General features: G+C 43.8%; 1 pseudogene. It reads left to right on the forward strand.

Features of this window, described 5'->3' with window-relative positions:
* A pseudogene (locus SB658_RS27090) lies at positions 1-240 on the forward strand (PAS domain-containing sensor histidine kinase); the annotation flags it as partial.

The following is a 240-nucleotide window of genomic DNA, read 5'->3' on the forward strand; positions in this document are numbered from 1 at the left end:
TGGCTTGCCTTAGCCTTTTGTCTTGGCTCGGCGATCATCATCATTGTTTTCTTCGGGTACCGCATGTCGATGAAATATGTGAAACCAATTGATTATGCGACAAAGGTAGCCAAACAGCTAGAACGCGGGAACTATGATACGAATAATTACGAAGAGCTGATGATTGAAACAAGTGAACTGAATACTTCCATGAAGCGTTTGGCGGGAAGTCTGCAAGAAATGACAAGTGCCGGTGAAATG

This window comes from Bacillus sp. SIMBA_008, assembly GCF_046535495.1.
Taxonomy (GTDB): domain Bacteria; phylum Bacillota; class Bacilli; order Bacillales; family Bacillaceae; genus Bacillus; species Bacillus subtilis.